Here is a 17,297-nt window from a genome sequence, read left to right on the forward strand (position 1 = left end):
TGGCTTTAAAAATTAAAATGGATGATATCCGGTTTAAAAACAAGTAAATGAATAGCGAAATTGAGAATAAACTTCGAGATAAAAATACGAAGCCAACGAGTATGCGGATTTTGGTTTACGATTTTTTGGCTTCACAACATATTGCTTTATCGTTGTCGGAAATGGAATCCCATTTCTATCCTGCAGACCGAATAACACTTTACCGCACACTCAAAACTTTTGAAGAAAAAGGTATCGTCCATAGTATACAAGAAAATAATACAAGTAAATACATACTCTGCCATGATGACTGTAATGAGGAAACCCATAAGGATTGGCATCTTCATTTTTATTGTAAGATCTGTAAGCAGACCACATGCCGGACAGATATCAGCTTTTCTTCACCCATTAATAGTGCAGTTCGAATGGATGAGGTTCGATTTTTTGCTAAAGGAATCTGTGAAAACTGTATGAATGAAACTATGCAATAATATTGCATCTCATGAGTGATTATCTTTGATATTATTAATAGGTTTAAGAAATCTTATACAATGACTACACAACACAAACATACGTATGATCAGGCTGGAAATCAGCTTTGCTGTACAGAGGCGACAAAGATATATACACAAGCTGGTGCTCCTGAATTGGTTGACCATCAGAACAAATGTAAAGGTCATGATCATGAGGGACACGATCATACTAAACATAGTGATGATGATGGGCACAATCATGATCATGTAGCAGGCAGTCCATTGAAACTGTTTGCTCCTGCAATCATCTCTTTTGTACTTTTGATGGCAGCTATTGCTTTGGATAATTGGATGGCACAAGAGTGGTTTGAAGGTTGGATAAGGGTTGTATGGTATGTAGTTGCGTATGTTCCTGTGGGTTTTCCTGTTATTAAAGATGCGGTTGTCAGTATACGTAAGGGTGATGTTTTTTCAGAATTTTTATTAATGGTTATCGCTACCCTTGGTGCATTTGCTATTGGTGAATATCCCGAGGCTGTTGCGGTCATGCTATTTTATGCTGTTGGTGAAGTTTTTCAAACTTTAGCTGTATCAAGGGCTAAAGGAAATATTAAGGCGCTTTTGGATCAGCGCCCAGACGAAGTTACTATTTTGATCGATAATCAGCCACAAATCATAAAAGCTGCAAATGCAGAGATCGGATCTATTATTCAATTAAAACCAGGAGAAAAATTAGGTTTAGACGGTGAATTACTATCGGATGAAGCTTCTTTTAATACAGCCGCTTTGACTGGAGAAAGTAAACCTGATCGTAAATCAAAAGGTGACTCTGTCCTTGCGGGAATGATCAATTTGAATATGGTCAGTATGGTTAAGGTAACGACTTCGTATACAGATAGTAAATTGAGTAAGATCCTAGAGCTGGTACAAAATGCAACGGCTCAAAAAGCACCTACTGAATTGTTCATCCGTAAATTTGCAAAAGTATATACGCCAATAGTTGTTTTTCTAGCGATCGGTATTTGTTTATTGCCAGCGCTGTTTGTAGCAGATTACATGTTTAGTAACTGGTTATATCGGGCTTTAGTATTTTTAGTGATTTCTTGCCCCTGTGCTCTAGTTATTTCTATTCCTCTGGGTTATTTTGGAGGAATAGGTGCAGCCAGTCGCAATGGTATATTGTTTAAAGGAAGTAATTTTCTGGATACGCTAGCGACTATACAACATGTGGTCATGGACAAAACGGGCACCATGACTGAAGGGATCTTTCAGGTACAAGAAGTTAATTTTAATTCAGATTTTGATCAGGCAGTAATCTTAAAAATGGTGAATGCCTTAGAAAGTAAAAGTACCCATCCCGTCGCTACAGCTATCCATCAGTATGTCGGTGAGGTCGATCCCAACCTTCGCTTAGATCAAGTGGAAGAAATTGGGGGACATGGATTAAAGGCTGTAGTGGGTGGAAAACAATTGCTGGTGGGTAATTTTAAGTTAATGGATAGATTTAATGTCCGTTATGATATTGACCCCGCGACGATTGTATATACGGTGATTGCTGTTGCGTATGATGGTCAGTTTGTTGGTTATATTACTATTGCGGATAGCATTAAAGCTGATGCATTGGATACCATTAAACAGTTGCACAAACTAAATGTAAAAGCAACTATGCTAAGCGGAGATAAAAGCACTGTTGTTCGCTATGTGGCTGATCAATTGGGTATTGATCAAGCTTTTGGAGATCTGTTGCCCGAAGATAAAGTAAATAAGCTAAAAGAAATCAAAGCACAACATCAACGGGTGGCATTTGTTGGAGACGGAGTCAATGATGCTCCGGTTGTGGCGTTAAGTGATGTAGGTATTGCAATGGGGGGACTAGGTAGCGATGCGACCATTGAAACTGCAGATGTAGTGATTCAAGATGATAAGCCATCCAAAATACCAGTCGCGATTCGTATAGGTAAGCAGACTAAACGCGTTGTATGGCAAAATATTACATTAGCTTTTGTGATCAAAGGAATTGTACTGATCTTGGGAGCAGGTGGGATAGCAACGATGTGGGAGGCTGTTTTTGCAGATGTCGGTGTATCTTTGATCGCTATATTGAATGCGGTACGAATTCAAAAAATGAAATTTTAATATGATCTTAATACGTTTGTTTATTTCAAAAAACAAACGTATTATATCTTTTATCTCTATATGATCGGTAGTCGCTATAATTTGAGCTTAATGCTGTTTATTATTTTTTGATAATACTTCGATTTATTTTCTTCATCGATAATCTCAACTTTCACATCATTAGCACGTAATAGCTGAATTTTATCGGATGAATCTTTTACATATTTGTGTGGGATGTAATAGTAGATCTGATTTTTTATAAAAGTATTTTTCTTATAAAATTTGTTTCTCGCTCGATAGGTCAAAAGCCACCACAGGTCGATCTCTACAAAATCTAATGAAAGTCCGAAAATATGAATGTCAGTAGTGAAGAAAAGGTCGATCCAGGATTGTAAAGCCATTTGTCTTCCTGCCTGTAACCTTCTGATCAGAGAAGCTTTATATATTTTTGTGCTTGCTGAATAATTTGGTCCATTGACAACGTAATCTCGCATTTTTTGTAATTGCCCGCAGTAATGTTCATAACCTAGATTAATAGAGAAGGGATTATTGCAATCTCCATGTATATGCCAGTAAGTCTTGTTTAAAGAATGATATTTTCTAAATACACTGTATGTCGTTTCATTTACCAGACTAGTTTTCTCTTTCGGATGTGTACCGGCTAAACTGAAATCATAATTGGTTGTCATGATATTTTCAACCGATAATTCCCTAATCAGTTCGTGAAGCTCATTTTGTTGGATATTAGAAACGGCATCAGCAATAAAGGTTTTAAGTTCCTTTTCATCCATGTGTTGTTGCTGTATGGCGCTTAAAAATATCTCTTCATAGAGCATAGGAAATGGTTTCCGACCATTTTCTAAAGTTTGAACATGGTATTTGTTTTTGATGCTAATTAACAGATCATTCCAACTTGTTCCTTTGTTGATATTGTTGATGTCGTTGCCAATGAGTAGTGCTGTATTAGTCATGATCATTAATTGTCTTGATAATAGCTTGATTAATCTATTTGATCTCTTGTAATATCGTTATTTTTTATTATTCTACCTGAAATTGATTTAATTTTATTATCCACAAAGTTATGCAACCGAAATGTCATGGTGGGCTACATCTGGTTTGGATGTATTTTTTTAAATCTAAGCACGCTAATAAACAGTTTTTTTGATTAATTGAACTAAAAAATATGAAGCGACACTGTTATTGTGCTGATATCTAATGATTTAAACGGGTTTTTAAATTATTTATTAAAAAAAGTAAAATTGTCCAATCCATGGAGTAACAGTTCTCGTATATAGTTTTAGAAACTAAAATTATACACTAAAAAACGAATATGTTATGGAAAAGATGTCATCTCAAAAAGAGTGTTTAATCGATGAAAAAGAACACCTCGATAAAAAAGACCTTCATAGAAGGGATTTCTTAAAATTTACTGGTGCTGGACTTGCCGGTGTCGCTTTGTTAGGTCTTTCAAGTTGTAAAAAGGATCGTAATGACGATGTTGATATGGGCGGTGATGGTTTTTATTTTGGTAGTGGCGACATTGCTATTTTGAATTATGCTTACGCACTGGAACAGCTTGAAGCTGCATTTTACATTAAAGTTGTAAACAGCCCTTTTTCTGGTATTACAGACATGGAAAAGAGCTTTTTTACAGACATTCGCGATCATGAAATTGCACATCGTGAGTTTTTCAAAAAAGCATTAGGAGACAAAGCAATATTAGATCTGGAATTTAATCTCTCGGGGATTAACTTTTCTAGCCGTGACAGCGTATTGGCTACAGCAAAAACATTTGAAGATCTAGGGGTATCTGCCTATAATGGCGCAGGATGGTTGATCAAGGATGTATCTTATCTACTGTTAGCAGGCAAGATCGTTTCAGTGGAAGCTAGACATGCTGCATGGATCAGAGATCTTATTGATAATGGAAGTTTCGCTAATCAGGAGGTCATCGATTCAAATGGTCTTGATGTTGCAAAAAGTCCTAGCATAGTGCTGCAAGCTGCTGCCCCTTTTATCAAATCTAAAATTGATGTAAAGGATTTACCTACTTACTAACTTTTTTAAATTTTATTGTTATGAATCTTTTAAATGTTTTTGACGAAATAAATAATGTTGATCCTGAATTTACAGATCGCATTAGCCCTCGTAGAGAAGTTATTCGAAATATGACTTCATTTGGTAAAAAAATTACATTGGCTTCTTTGCCTTTCCTCATAAGTGATTTGTTTAAGAAAGCATACGGAGCTACTGCACCTACCGATGTGACTGGGGTGTTGAACTATGCGTTGACCTTGGAATATCTTGAAGCGGAGTATTACACGATGGGCGTGGCGGCTTCAAATCTGATTCCTTCAGGTAGACCATTGGGCGCCATCACGACGATTCGCGATCACGAAAATGCTCACGTTAAATTTTTGAAACAGGTGTTAGGTGATAAGGCTGTTTCTAAACCTACATTTGATTTTACAGCAGGTGGTACTTTTGCCAATGTATTTAGTGATTATGATACATTTTTAGCTTTAGCTCAGGCTTTTGAAGATACTGGTGTACGTGCTTATAAAGGTCAGGCTGGAATATTGTTAGGCAACAAGGTTGTACTAACTGCTGCTTTACAAATCCATTCTGTAGAGGCTCGTCACGCATCTCATATCCGTCAGATGCGAAGAGCTCGCGGAGGTGGAGCAGCCAATCAAAAGCCATGGATAACAGGAGCTAATGATAGCGGGATTGGTGCAGTTGTAGATCCTGTTTATATGGGTGAAGATAACAAAATGCAAGCAAATGTCGATATTACAACTTTAAAGGGAGTGTCGGGAAATATATCTCTTGCCGCAGCAACTCAGTCTTTTGATGAACCATTGGGTGCTGAAGCGGTACTTAATATTGCAAGTCTGTTTATTAAAAAATAGTGTATTAAATTTTTGTGAGATCGCTCCTCATTCATATTGAATGGGGAGCATTTTTTTAAAGATAAGAATTGGATCATCTTCACGATTTAAATCTCAAATATTCCACAACTCTCCCTAATGGTGGAATTAGTATTTTCCTGATTCTCCCCAAATTTAACTATCTCTCCATAAATCCGGATAGATCATTCGAAACTCGTCTTCTCTCGCTTCACATTTCAGTTACAGCCTTAAACTTTTAATTGTAAAATTGATGGTTCTTCGGATAATTTGAAATTTCATTTATATTACCCCAAAAAGTTGAAACATTTCATCGTGAATAGTTGTTTGGCAATAAGAAGATTAATAAAAGGTCGGATCATAGAAAAGTAGTGTAATAATGAAGTTTATCGTAAATTATTAATAAAATGTAAGGCGCGATATTTGAGTTATTGATCTCTAGAAAAATATTATTTTGGAACTTTTGTCGCATTTTGAAATATCCTGTCTTGTTTAAAAGATTTTCAAATATAGACGTTGCCTAAATTTTAAACGTTTGGCAATACATTATAAAGAGCATTTACGATTAAGTAATTAATTTTTATAAGAGCTGGATATTTCAACTGTATGCACTTTATTTTAATGTATGAATATGCAATTTTTACCTGTTAACTATCATTTATTAAGGCAGCTGCAAATTAGAGGTTATAATATTTTAGCATCCGCTCAAGGGATCGATCATGAAAATCCAAGTTACTATCCCATTCAGGTCACGGACGTGTGGGATTATCTAGTGCGCATAGATAGTACATCTAAAGTTGGTGAACCAGCATTAATTGTTATCGATGATGCGCTCAGGAATGTGGAAGAACAACATTTTGATGGTGCTGTTTTTGTCGATTTTGAAATGGATTAAGATGATGTTATTATCATTTCTCTGCTACAAAAACATACCGCCCGATACTTCAATACGTTGTGCATTGATCCATTCCGCATCTTCGGTACATAAGAATGCAACTACACCTCCGATATCATCTGGCAATCCTACTCTGCCGAGTGCTGTTTGCGCTGCAATGGCGATGTTAACATGTTCGTTGTCGCGCACCATACCATTTCCAAAATCAGTTTCAATTGCACCTGGAGCTACAATATTGGCTCTGATTCCTCTTGCTCCAAGTTCTTTGGCTTGATATTTTGTTAATGTTTCCATAGCGCCTTTCATGGACGCATAGGCTGCATATCCTGGAGTTGAAAAACGAGCTAGTCCTGATGAAATATTCACGATAGCACCTCCATCTTGAAGAAGTGGTAAAGCTTTTTGCGTTAAGAAGAATGCTCCTTTGAAGTGAATATTTACTAAATTATCAAATTGTTCTTCTGTTGTTTCAGCGAAAGATGCATGTATTCCTATACCAGCATTGTTGATTAAAAAATCAAATCTATCCGTATTAAATACAGATTTTAGGATTGATTTTACTTCTGTAAAGAATGCATCAAAGATTTTGCTGTCAGCTACATTAAGCTGTAAGGAAGTCGCATTGACACCAAGTTTTTTTATTTCTTCAACAGTATTTTCTGCTTCTTTTTTTTGAGATTGATACGTTAAGATGATATCAATTCCTTTTGATGCAATTTTGAGAGCTGTATTTTTTCCTAGTCCACGGCTACCGCCAGTTACCAGTGCAATTTTATTTTTTGGTTCCATGTGCTTTTAAATTGAAAACAAAGTTAAGCGACCAATGTTGATAAAAATGGTGACTGTTTAAGTATTTATCAATGATTAAGGCTTATCCGTTAGTCCCATCAGGATTCTGAGATAAATTCAACAAAAAATCGGCTCGGTATTGTTTAGGAGTTTGTCCTGAAAAACGTTTAAAGAATTTAGTAAAGTTTGAGGGATCGTATGTTAGTGTCCTTGCAATTTCAGCAATCGGTATATTGATTTGCTGTAACATTGATTTTGAAATTTCCATTAAACGATTTTCCATAAAATAACAAGGAGAATGTCCTGTTGCAGATTTGATGGTATTACTGAGATGTATGGGATGAATATGCAGCACGGCAGCAAAATCTCTGATCTCATACATTTGGTCCTTATTGCCACATAATATATCTGAAAGATGATTATCTAGCGCTCTTAAAAAATCAGCAGTTATTTCCTGCTCACGGACGAAGAGTTTTTTGGGGATTTTCATATCTTCGAAAATGCAATTTCGTACTTGCTGTTTTAAAATAATACAAGTACTGTTTTATCTCATTTGTACACTTATATAAATGTAAGAATAAAAAAATATTTTTTATTGTATTCTTGTATTTACGCTGAGTTTTTTGACAGTTCCTAATGACTATATACTGCAATTTCGGTGATTTATCCTTTAAAGTTTACAACCATGCATATGAATTATAAACAATGCAAATGATTAGAAATTTCTAGCAGAACATTGCTTCTCTATAAGTATGAAAATAAGATAAGTATGAAAATAAGAACTAAATAAGTTAAAGAAATATGAGTAATTATAATTTAGAGCGTATAGTCCCATCTCAATGGCGAAATTATAAGTTAATCAGAATAGAGGCTTTAAAGACAAATCCTGAATTGTTTGGAAGTACTTATGAGAAAGAAGCTTCGTATCGTGAAGAGGACGGGCGAATAATGATGCTTCAAAAGCAGCAAATCAAAAATTTGGTTTTGAATACACACATTCTAAGAACACCGTTTGGTCAGATGGTAATGTGGCAGAAGAATTGATGTATGCATGGTTATTGTAAAGATAAATTAACAAAAATGTGTTTTTTTCAAGTACTAATGCTCTTTTGAAGTCAGCTCATTTCCAACTTTTGCAAAGTTATTTCTATATTCTATTGGACTAAGTCCTGTTATTTTTTTAAAAATATCTCTAAATGCTTTCGTGTCGGTATAACCTACCTGAAACATCACTTCGGAGACATTTTTTCTAGATGCTTCGAAGTACTTTTTAGCTGCTTCGATACGTACACGTTGTATATATTCAATCGGTGTATTGCTTGTAGCATCTTTAAACCTTCTTTCGAATGTTCTACGGCCGACATTGATTAAGTTTGCTAGATCTTCAACCGTGATTTTATCATGATAATGCTCTTCTATAAAATCTTGGACTTTTTGGATATCGGTAAAATTATGATTTCTTTGACATTTGAACATGGAAAACTGAGACTGACTATTTCTACCGATATCTAAGGCAAAATATTTCGATACCATTATCGCAGTTTCACGATCCGAATATTTCTCAACTAGATATAATATCAAATTCCACAAACTATTGGCACCACCGCTACTATAAATACGATCATGCGCTGTTATAATGGTACCATCTTCGATTTCAATATCGGGATATTTTTCTCTAAACTCATTGACGTAAGCCCAATGGGTAGAACATTTTTTTCCTTTTAACAGTCCTGTTTCAGCTAATAGAAATGCTCCTACACATAAGCTAGCAACAGCAGCACCCGCTTGATGAAGTGTTTTGAAGTAAGGTATAGCATCCGCATTAGCTCTAATACCTTCATCTATGTCTCCAAAAGTTGGCGGTATGATCAATAGATCCGTTTTAATAACTTCACTAAGCAATCGATTCGTTTTTATCGTGTACTCACCACTATTTGCATGTACATATTCATGTAGACCGACGTATTCGATATGGAATATCGGTTTCTTGCCGAAGAATGTCAAGAATTCATTGGCGGTGTGAAATGTTCGAAATGCAGGTGTAATACCTTCTATGGTACCATATTGTGGAACGAAAATGGAGATTTGCATCGTCTTTAGATTATATCATAAATATACAAATTGTTTTTGTCGCAATGCACCCTTAAAGTTGTCGTTTTTGCAATAGATCAAATTTTGTAAACTGTAGCATCTTTGTATAAGCAATATAAACATAGAACAATGACAACACAAACAAAGATTAACGTAACAGCGGTCGTGCATGCTTCTGCGGAAGCGGTTTGGAAGATTTGGAATACACCCAATGATATCATGCAGTGGAATTGTCCAGACCTGAGCTGGCACTGTCCGAAAAGCGAAAATGATGTACGGGTAAATGGAAAGTTCAAAAATAGAATGGAGGCAAGGGATGGCAGTTTTGGCTTTGATTTTGAAGGTACCTATGATGAAGTTGATTTATATAGGAAGCTATCGTATCGCTTGGCCGATGCTCGGAAAGTCACAACAATATTTACAGAATATGATGGTAAAACAACTGTAGTTACTACATTCGATGCTGAAACGGAGAATGATCTAAAAATGCAAAAGCAAGGATGGCAGGCTATTTTAACCAATTTTTCAAATTATGTCGAATCAAAAAATTAGTAAATCCTAAAATTTAGTGTTATGAAAAAGAATACAGTTTCCTTACATCGGATTATTCAGGCAAGTCCTGAAAAAGTATTTCGTGCTTTCTCAGATCCAATAGCGCTGGCAACTTGGTTACCTCCTTATGGCTTCTTATGTACGGTACAGCAAATGGATTTTCAAGTAGGAGGAAAATTTAAGATGACCTTTATTAATTTTAGTACTGGAAATGGTCATTCATTTGGAGGAGAATATTTAGAAATTACTCCGCATGTTTCGATTCAATACAGCGATAGATTTGATGACCCTAATTTACCTGGCGAAATGATCACGACAGTATCATTAAACAAAGTATCCTGTGGGACAGAACTTGTTGTCGAGCAAACAAATATTCCAGATATAATACCTGTAGAAATGTGTTATTTGGGGTGGCAGGAGTCTCTTGAAAAAATGAAAAAGTTAGTTGAACCTGACATACCCGATGCTTAAATTTCAGATACAATGTTATTTAAAAACACCAACAAAGTAGTAAGTGGAATCTTCCTCACATTTTCTGGAAATTGTAAAGAAGCGCTAACATTTTACCATAGCTGTTTTGGTGGCACATTACATTTTGATACATTCACGAAAAAGTTACAGGATTTCCCAAAAAATCCTGTAACTTTTGGATCACTCATCTCTAAGTATATTGTTATTCACGGTTCGGATTTAGTTGCTGATGAAGGACGAATCATTGGGAACCATCTATCTGTCTTTTTAATGTGTGAAAATATTGTTTATAGAAATTTGTTAGTTGATAAACTCGCAAGCAATCATGATCATTTCCCTAAAAGGCATCATGATTTACAAAAACTAATTGAAATAAGCGATGCTTATGATGTGAAGTGGTTGTTAGCAATCTCCTGTGTCATGCAACCGTAAGAATTAAATTTATATTTTATAAAATTATTGCAACTTTATTGCAATAAAGACGGTAATCATTATCTTTATTAAAATTAGATCCTGCACTTGCTACTGGATCAATAAAACTATGATATATGATGAAAAAGGTTGAAATTTATGATGTTACTATTATTGGAGGCAGTTATGCAGGACTTTCAGCAGCACTGGCCTTAGGGCGTTCTTTGAAAAATGTGCTCATCATCGATAGTGGAATACCCTGTAATCGACAGACACCTTATTCCCATAATTTTTTGACACAAGATGGAAAAACTCCTTTAGAGATTGCAACGTTAGGAAAGGAACAAGTTGCTCAATATGAAACTGTACAATTTCATGAAGATCAGGTAATAAGCGTGAAATTTTTGCCAGAAGGATTTGAACTTATAACAGCAGGTGGACATAATTTTAAAGCTAGAAAATTGATTTTTGCTACGGGAGTTACGGATATTTTGCCAGATATAAAAGGATTTGCTGCTTGCTGGGGTATTTCTGTTATTCATTGCCCATATTGTCATGGTTATGAGTTTCGTCATAAAAAAACAGGAATTATTGCACGTGGAGATCGTGCACTTCATCTTGCTTCACTAGTTAATAATTTGACTGATCAGTTGAGTATTTTGACAGTGGGGGAGGCTGATTTCAAAGGGGAGCAATTGGATAAATTAGGCCGCAATCATATTGATGTCATAGAGACGGAAATAGCTGAAATTATACATGATGCGGGGCAGGTCAAAGAAGTGATATTTAAAGATGGTACATCGCAACGTTTTGACACAATTTATGCTGCGGTTCCATTTGTTCAACACGCTCTTATTCCTAATAAGTTAGGATGTGAGTTGACTGAACAAGGGCATATCAAAGTTGATAATTTTCAGAAAACTACCATTCCTGGTATCTATGCTTGTGGTGATAATAGTACGATGATGCGTTCTGTAGCCAGTGCAGTGAGTACAGGAAATATTGCTGGAGCGATCGCTAATATGGAATTGACATTAGAACGTTTTTAAATTGTTTGCTTTTATTCTGGAAATAGAATTATAATGACTTGCAACAAGGATAGGTAATGGACTATTATGGACTTCTATCTGTCATATAAATCAAAATAAAATCTGTAAAATGGTGCTCAAATAATATAAAACGCCATTTTACAGCTATGTTATAGCTCTTATTTTAATTTTATGTATTGATTTGAGATACCATCGTATAATAGCGTTAAGGTGTCTTTATTAATGGTATAGTTACACTCAGATTTTTCCTGACTTTCTTTTTCTACAGTTATGATTTTGTCTTTTTCAATTTTGTAACTTGATATTATGGTATGCTGCATCTTTCCTTCTCCTAGATGTTGGAGAAACTGTCCATCTTTAGTAAACTCTAAGATGATTTTTTCTACTAGTTTTCCTGTTTTTGCATCTTTAAGAGAACTATCCCATTTTCCAATGATCTTTGGATTTTCTTGGGCATTACAACTTAAGAACATACAGCATAAGATAACAAATACTTGCTTTATTTGATTTTTCATAGGAATTGGGATTAAGCTTTATCGTTCGTTAAAAGATTATTGATATGAATCCGATTAAATTTCTTTCTGTTTTTTCCATTTACGTATTCTTCCAGTTGCGTTTGCATAAGGTGATGAGGTATTAAATTGTATCATTCTTCCTAAGGTCCAATTTTTATACCAATTGATTTCATAGAGTTCTTGATTAGATTTTGTCGCTATGAGCGATAAAATCTGGTCAACATGGATGTCCAGATTTTGCTTCAAGGTTGTAAAATCGTCCGCTTGATAATCTTCGTAGAATTTTTGAGCTAGCCTGCCCAGCTCATTCCATTTATAGCCTGTTTCAGGAAAATCGACAGACTCATTGTTGTCTTTCTTTTGGTTCCATTTTAAAACTAATGCTCCCCAACCGATTAGGTAAGCTAAAAGATTATTGATACTCATCTTTGTTCCTTTTGCGTGCCCTTCCAATTCCTGTATCCTTGTCAGCTCTTGTGGAATGCTGCTCAGTTCTTTTTTTAGTTTATTATAATTGATCTCGACAGCTTGCCGTAATTCTTCTTTGTTTGTTGGAATTGCCATTTTAATTGATTGATGTTAAGAACTGCTATTGATAACCACAGTTTCTGTTTTATTTGTGGTGAGAAGCATCTCCTCCTACTATAGGAATTGGGTTTACATATGGTATAGAATTTTATTTTATGGAGTTATTTTACTATTCAAAAATAGCTCTTTAATTTCTATGTTAATAATTTTATTCCTTTTTATAAGAAAAAATTGTTGGTGTGATGCTTTATTTTTATCTTCAAGATTAATGTCGTATCCCATCATATTTTTTTAGGTGATGATGGAAAAGTAATAAATTAACTATTAAACCGATTTTTATATGGAACCAGATTTTACAGAAAGCTATACTAAAGAAATGCGAACCATAGATCTATATCGCGCTAATGTTGTGGCGTTGTATTTATTTGCAATAGTGATCTTAGCATATGGTATTCCATTTTATTTCCTCTGGTCTACACAAGATTTTATCAGCATAATGAAAGATTCTTTTGGAGGTAACCTTATTTCTGCTCCTCTTCTTATCTTTTTGATTATGATTGTTGGAATTGTTCTGCATGAACTGATCCACGGTATAACTTTTTCCATATATGCTAAACATGGATTTAAATCCATTAAGTTTGGTTTTTTAGTGAAAATGTTAACTCCATATTGTCATTGTAAAGAACCGTTAAAAGTGAACCATTATATTATAGGGGCTTTAATGCCTGCTATAATCCTAGGCATTATTCCAGCTTTGATTTCATTGATAACTGGAAATATATTCCTTTTGTTATTTGCCATATTTTTTACTGGGGCAGCTGCAGGAGATTTTTTAATTGTCAAACTTATTTGGAAGGAGGATCGATCATCGATGGTTTTAGACCACCCTTCAGAGGCAGGATGTTATATTCTTAAAAAGATATAGCATTTGTCATTTTTTTTTGACTTCTCCTTGATCGGTAGGTATGTATCATCCTTTCATTAAATTTCCTTAATTTTATGGATATAACAAACCATTCGATTACTGTAATTGTTATTGAAAACAAAACTTATGGTTAGGTTATCTGTTCTTGTAATTTTTAGTATGTTTCTTATTCATACTGCCTGTGAGTCTCCTCACTCAAGGGAACCTCTACATGCAAATCAAAATTCAGAGGATAGCGTGACACAAGAACCATCTCATATTTCATTTTATGGTGGGAGCTTCTTGAAAAATATGAACAAAATATCTGGGATAACAGATACTATTTTGATCTCCGTAAATAAGCCTGATTCGGCCGTTATCACACTGCTTAGTCCAGCAGATACCGCAAATATTCGAATAGCCCAACTTTTCTCGCCAGATGGTACCGTTGATGGTCCATTTGGGAAAGACTTAAAATATCGATTTAAGGACACGGGAGATTATTACATCACGGTCAATGAGAACCTCATGGTGGGTAATCATTATACAGGTCCTTACCAAGTGAAGATGGTTATTACAAATCATAGTCATTAGTGCACATTTATAATCAAATGGATATAAATTGTTATAGATTTATTTGTCTATTATCATCATATCCATTTATTTAATTTTTTCCTTTTTAAAGGCAGATGGAGTAATTCCGTAATATTTTTTGAATGCGGATGTGAAATAAGCGGCTGATGAAAAGCCAACCTTTTCTGCTATTTCATTAATATTAAGTCCTTCCATAATGAGGTGTTGAGCCTTTTTCATTCTTCTTTGCAGCAAATGTTCATTAACACTGCATTGTAGTAGGGCTTTTACTTTTCGGTACAATTGTACACGTGACATGTGGAGCTCTGAGCTAATATCTTCTACGCTTAGTTTTGGATCGGATAATCTAGACTCTACGACTGCAGAGAAGTTGTTGAGAAATCGCTTGTCCTGTTCCGAATACTCACGTTCGCTCAGATCATCAGATGGATCTATCTCACTCATATACCGTTCTTTTAAGCCTTTGCGTAGATATAATAAATTCTCGATTACAGCTTTTAAGTGATCTGTATTGAAAGGTTTAGTTAGGTATGCATCTGCCATAGCTCTCATACCTGCGATCTTGCCTTCATCTGAATCTATTGCTGTGAGCAAGATAATCGGGATGTGTGAAGTCTGTGCATCGAATTTTAGATATTTTAGTACTTCTATACCACTTTTGTCTGGTAACATAACATCGCAAACGATTAAGTCTGGATATTTAGTCGTGGCTAGCTCCACTGCACGATCATAATTTTCTGCTGTATAAATATTATACTCCTGTTTCAACAGATCCTTTAAAAACATCCGGATATCAGCATGATCATCGATAAGCAGTATGCTTGGAAGTCTGCTGGAGGTAAAACTGACCTCTTCGTCGAGCTGCTTCGAGTTGTAGGTCGATAATGCTTGTTTGGGAATTGATGCCGTTGATGGCACGGTCTCCCTAAGTTCATTGTTTTTGAGGTGTAGATGACCTATAGGTAGCCGTATGGTGAAACAGGAACCCTCATTTAGTTTACTACTGACAGTAACTTGTCCGTGATGAAGATTGATAATTTCCTGTACATATGAAAGTCCGATACCAGAACCATCAGGATTATAACCGCCTTGATAGAAAGGGTCAAATACATGATCAATATGTTCTGGGCTGATGCCTCTGCCATTATCGATGACGCGGAGGTAAACATAATCGCCAAAAGTATTGCGCTCCAAAATGATTTCGATCTTACCGTTCTTCTCGGTAAATTTGATAGCATTAGAGATTAGATTGGACATGACTTGTTCAAGCAGGTATTCGTCAAACCAGAGCTCTTTGATTTGTGCCCTATTGCTATAGGAAAGTGATATTCTATTTAGCGTTGATAAAGGTTTAAATGTTGCGATCACCTGATGTATAAAATGATCTATTGGTACAGGTGCTGCCTGTAATCTGATCTTGGATTTTGATATCTTATGCATATCAATAAGTTCATTTACAAGCTGGAATAATTTATGCGCGCTGCGTCTAATACGTTGTAATTGTTCCTTAGCACTCACTGAAATTCCCTTTTCTTTCAATAATTCTTCTACAGGAGCTAATATCAGGGTAAGTGGAGTTTTAAATTCGTGTGATACATTAGTGAAAAAACTACTGCGTGCTTCAGAAGCTTCTTTGACTTGTTCGCTCATCTCGATGAGTTGCTGTTGCTGCTGTAAGATTTCTTTATTTTGGCTCTCTAAATCTTTATTTTTACTCCAGTTACTTTTGATCACAATGATGGACACGCCGCCAAATACTACAGCCATAACTAAACTTATGATCAGTACGTTAAGAATGGTTTTCTGATCGTTGTAGATTTTGCTCTGCTCCGTGATCAGCATCTGTTGCCTATCGATATCGCTTTGTTGCACTTCGATTTTTTCAGATTGGAGTGCCATCAGATTAGCATTGCTACTATCGATGACTAATGTGCCTAACAGATTGTCCCTTTGATAAAATTCCTTTTTTAGTATAGCTATTGCTGTTCTTATAGCTTCGGCTCCTCCGGTTGGATATAGTAGGGAAGCTTGCAGATAGCCTTTATTGATCTGTTCTAGTCCATTGCCGGAACCTGGTAGCGCATCAACACCGATGATGATTTGATTAGCTTTGGTATCAAATCGCTGCAGAATTTCTCGTACTCCTAATGCCATCTGATCATTGAAAGCAAAAATGAGGTCGCTACTTGCTAATTCTTCCAAATGATCTTGGGCTAGCGTACGAGCCTTTGCTCGTTCCCAATCTCCTTCTAGAACATGGGTGATTTTTATTGCTGCGTGATCCCTTAAGGATTCGCGAAGACCTTTTTCTCGTTCAATGGATGCTGAGGTTCCTTTCAGCCCTGTGATGATCGAAATATTGCCTTTTCCTTTGAGTGTGTTTGCTATGTATTTGCCTGCCAAATTACCAATAGCCACATTATCGGCACCTACGTAAGCATTATATAGATTAGATGAGGTCTTACGATCAGTTACAATAACCGGAATATTCTGTTGATAGATGGAGTTGACTATCGGTGTAAGTGGATCTGCTTCGTTGGGAGATACGATCAGTAAGTCAATATCTTGTTTTAAAAAAGTTTCTATCTGTTGGATCTGCTGTTTGCTATTACCTTTTGCATCTGCATAGAGAAATGCTATTTCAGGATGGAAACTCAGTTCACGTTTCATCTCTTGCAGCATGGTTTGTCTCCATGCATCAGTCCCTATACACTGAGAAAAAGCGATGGTATATTTTTCTTGAGGTTGATGTTGCTGACAAGAAATAAAAAGCAACATGGACAAGAGGAATACATATATAAGACTTCTAGGCATACTTGATTATATAAACGAAAGGCAATATACATTTTTTTATTTTTTGAAGCTTCTCTATTCAAACTTAGTGTAAAAAGTACATTAGTATTATTGGGGTATAAAATGAATCAGGATTATAATTTTTTGTTCAATTTTCACTAATCAATACATGGGGGTCAATATTTAATCAACTGAAAGTCATTGTGTTTGTGGGTATTTTGTTTCATGT

Annotated in this window: 18 protein-coding genes; 11 read left to right on the top strand and 7 right to left on the bottom strand. The window is 35.5% G+C overall.

Annotated elements, in window-relative coordinates; all coding sequences use genetic code 11:
- Positions 1 to 47: 47 nt before the first annotated feature.
- The gene (locus tag B3P23_RS05715; RefSeq protein ID WP_045755095.1) at positions 48 to 470 is read left to right on the top strand and encodes a Fur family transcriptional regulator; all 423 of its coding nucleotides are present in this window, start codon (positions 48 to 50) and stop codon (positions 468 to 470) included.
- 60 nt (positions 471 to 530) lie between these two features.
- The gene (locus tag B3P23_RS05720; protein ID WP_293925022.1) at positions 531 to 2,588 is read left to right on the top strand and encodes a heavy metal translocating P-type ATPase; all 2,058 of its coding nucleotides are present in this window, start codon (positions 531 to 533) and stop codon (positions 2,586 to 2,588) included.
- A 74-nt stretch (positions 2,589 to 2,662) separates the two neighbouring features.
- Here B3P23_RS05720 and B3P23_RS05725 read toward each other — a convergent pair whose 3' ends face one another.
- Positions 2,663 to 3,538, bottom strand: a complete 876-nt coding sequence (locus B3P23_RS05725) for a hypothetical protein (protein WP_293925023.1) — start codon at positions 3,536 to 3,538, stop codon at positions 2,663 to 2,665.
- Between the two features lie 364 nt (positions 3,539 to 3,902).
- Between B3P23_RS05725 and B3P23_RS05730 the strand changes: the two genes are divergently transcribed.
- From B3P23_RS05730 to B3P23_RS05740, 3 genes are all read left to right on the top strand, one after another.
- On the top strand, positions 3,903 to 4,625 hold the full coding sequence (locus B3P23_RS05730) for a ferritin-like domain-containing protein (RefSeq protein WP_094772279.1): 723 nt from the start codon (positions 3,903 to 3,905) through the stop codon (positions 4,623 to 4,625).
- Positions 4,626 to 4,645: 20 nt separating this feature from the next.
- Positions 4,646 to 5,479: a ferritin-like domain-containing protein gene (locus tag B3P23_RS05735; protein WP_045755092.1), complete on the top strand. Its 834-nt coding sequence runs from the start codon at positions 4,646 to 4,648 to the stop codon at positions 5,477 to 5,479.
- A 622-nt stretch (positions 5,480 to 6,101) separates the two neighbouring features.
- A complete protein-coding gene (locus tag B3P23_RS05740; RefSeq protein ID WP_045755091.1) occupies positions 6,102 to 6,371 on the top strand; it encodes a hypothetical protein in 270 nt (89 codons plus the stop codon).
- Between the two features lie 24 nt (positions 6,372 to 6,395).
- Here the strand turns inward: B3P23_RS05740 and B3P23_RS05745 are convergent, their stop codons facing one another.
- The 3 genes from B3P23_RS05745 to B3P23_RS05755 form a co-directional block, all read right to left on the bottom strand.
- Positions 6,396 to 7,160 (bottom strand): SDR family NAD(P)-dependent oxidoreductase, encoded by a 765-nt coding sequence (locus B3P23_RS05745; RefSeq protein ID WP_293925024.1) that lies wholly within the window; start codon positions 7,158 to 7,160, stop codon positions 6,396 to 6,398.
- Positions 7,161 to 7,242: 82 nt separating this feature from the next.
- Entirely contained in the window at positions 7,243 to 7,650 is a 408-nt protein-coding gene (locus B3P23_RS05750) for a helix-turn-helix transcriptional regulator (RefSeq protein ID WP_094772280.1), read from the bottom strand.
- 608 nt (positions 7,651 to 8,258) lie between these two features.
- Complete coding sequence (locus tag B3P23_RS05755; protein WP_293925025.1) at positions 8,259 to 9,251, bottom strand: GlxA family transcriptional regulator; 993 nt, start codon at positions 9,249 to 9,251, stop codon at positions 8,259 to 8,261.
- Between the two features lie 129 nt (positions 9,252 to 9,380).
- Between B3P23_RS05755 and B3P23_RS05760 the strand changes: the two genes are divergently transcribed.
- The 4 genes from B3P23_RS05760 to B3P23_RS05775 all read left to right on the top strand — a co-directional run bounded on the left by B3P23_RS05760 (position 9,381) and on the right by B3P23_RS05775 (position 11,734).
- Entirely contained in the window at positions 9,381 to 9,803 is a 423-nt protein-coding gene (locus B3P23_RS05760) for an SRPBCC domain-containing protein (RefSeq protein WP_293925026.1), read from the top strand.
- A gap of 21 nt (positions 9,804 to 9,824) precedes the next feature.
- Complete coding sequence (locus tag B3P23_RS05765; RefSeq protein ID WP_248755781.1) at positions 9,825 to 10,274, top strand: SRPBCC family protein; 450 nt, start codon at positions 9,825 to 9,827, stop codon at positions 10,272 to 10,274.
- Positions 10,275 to 10,286: 12 nt separating this feature from the next.
- Complete coding sequence (locus tag B3P23_RS05770; RefSeq protein ID WP_293925027.1) at positions 10,287 to 10,706, top strand: VOC family protein; 420 nt, start codon at positions 10,287 to 10,289, stop codon at positions 10,704 to 10,706.
- Between the two features lie 116 nt (positions 10,707 to 10,822).
- Positions 10,823 to 11,734, top strand: coding sequence for an NAD(P)/FAD-dependent oxidoreductase (locus B3P23_RS05775; protein WP_293925028.1), 912 nt, complete (start codon positions 10,823 to 10,825; stop codon positions 11,732 to 11,734).
- Positions 11,735 to 11,892: 158 nt separating this feature from the next.
- On the opposite strand, the gene B3P23_RS05780 is transcribed toward B3P23_RS05775, so the two are convergent.
- Positions 11,893 to 12,249, bottom strand: a complete 357-nt coding sequence (locus B3P23_RS05780; RefSeq protein WP_260948490.1) for a hypothetical protein — start codon at positions 12,247 to 12,249, stop codon at positions 11,893 to 11,895.
- Between the two features lie 54 nt (positions 12,250 to 12,303).
- Positions 12,304 to 12,813 carry a ClbS/DfsB family four-helix bundle protein gene (locus tag B3P23_RS05785; protein WP_293925029.1) on the bottom strand — a complete coding sequence of 170 codons (510 nt, stop codon included), beginning with the start codon at positions 12,811 to 12,813 and terminating at the stop codon, positions 12,304 to 12,306.
- A 304-nt stretch (positions 12,814 to 13,117) separates the two neighbouring features.
- On the opposite strand from B3P23_RS05785, the gene B3P23_RS05790 reads away from it, so the two are divergent.
- Both B3P23_RS05790 and B3P23_RS05795 read left to right on the top strand, forming a co-directional pair.
- Positions 13,118 to 13,702, top strand: a complete 585-nt coding sequence (locus tag B3P23_RS05790; RefSeq protein ID WP_293925030.1) for a DUF3267 domain-containing protein — start codon at positions 13,118 to 13,120, stop codon at positions 13,700 to 13,702.
- A gap of 291 nt (positions 13,703 to 13,993) precedes the next feature.
- Positions 13,994 to 14,275, top strand: a complete 282-nt coding sequence (locus B3P23_RS05795; RefSeq protein WP_260948493.1) for a hypothetical protein — start codon at positions 13,994 to 13,996, stop codon at positions 14,273 to 14,275.
- Between the two features lie 66 nt (positions 14,276 to 14,341).
- Here the strand turns inward: B3P23_RS05795 and B3P23_RS05800 are convergent, their stop codons facing one another.
- Positions 14,342 to 17,089, bottom strand: coding sequence for a substrate-binding domain-containing protein (locus tag B3P23_RS05800; protein WP_293925031.1), 2,748 nt, complete (start codon positions 17,087 to 17,089; stop codon positions 14,342 to 14,344).
- Between the last annotated feature and the right edge of the window lie 208 nt (positions 17,090 to 17,297).

The sequence above is a fragment of the Sphingobacterium sp. UBA6320 genome (genome assembly GCF_002440335.1).
Taxonomy (GTDB): Bacteria; Bacteroidota; Bacteroidia; order Sphingobacteriales; family Sphingobacteriaceae; genus Sphingobacterium.